We start from the raw sequence: 726 nt of genomic DNA on the forward strand, positions 1-726 counted from the left end.
TCGGTCTGGAGCCGGGGCAGGCGGTTGCGGCGCTGGTGCAGGCGGTGGGTGCCGGCGACGACGTGGTGACGGTGGCGGATGTGCGGTGGGATGTGTTCCTGCCGGTGTTCACCGCGGCCCGTCCCCGTCCGCTGTTCGCCGACCTGCCGGAAGCGGTCGCCCTGGCCACCGAGGCGGATGCCGGCCAGGCCGCCGGTTCCGCCGGGTCCGGCGGTCTCGCGCGGAGCCTGGTCGGCCTGCCCGCCGCGGATCAGGAGCGGGTGGTTGTCGAGCTGGTGCGGTCCGAGGTGGCCGGGGTGCTCGGTCACGGGTCGGCGTTGGACGTTCCGGCGGATCGGGCGTTCAGGGATCTGGGTTTCGACTCGTTGACGGCGGTGGAGCTGCGGAACCGGCTCGCGGCGGTGACCGGCCTGCGGCTGCCGGCGACCCTCGTCTTCGACTATCCGAACGCGCAGCGCCTCGCCGAGTTCCTGCTGGCCGAGGTGTCCGGCACGGTGCCGGCGGCCGCGCCGACGGCGGTATCCGCCCTGGTGACGACCACGGACGACCCGATCGTGATCGTCGGTATGGGCATGCGACTGCCCGGCGGCGTGGATTCCCCCGAGGGGCTGTGGGAGTTGTTGTCCGATGGCCGCGACGCCATCGGCGGTTTCCCGACGGATCGTGGCTGGAATGTGGAGGAGCTCTACCACCCGGATCCGGATCACGCGGGGACGTCGTATGCCC

1 protein-coding gene is annotated in these 726 nt (G+C 72.5%); it reads left to right on the forward strand.

The window, feature by feature from the left end; all coding sequences use genetic code 11:
• A partial coding sequence (locus AB1460_RS38005; protein ID WP_368967441.1) for an acyl carrier protein occupies positions 1-726 on the forward strand: 726 nt, incomplete at both ends.

Origin of the sequence: Parafrankia sp. FMc2 (genome assembly GCF_041008525.1) — a bacterium.
Classification (GTDB): Bacteria; Actinomycetota; Actinomycetes; order Frankiales; family Frankiaceae; genus Parafrankia.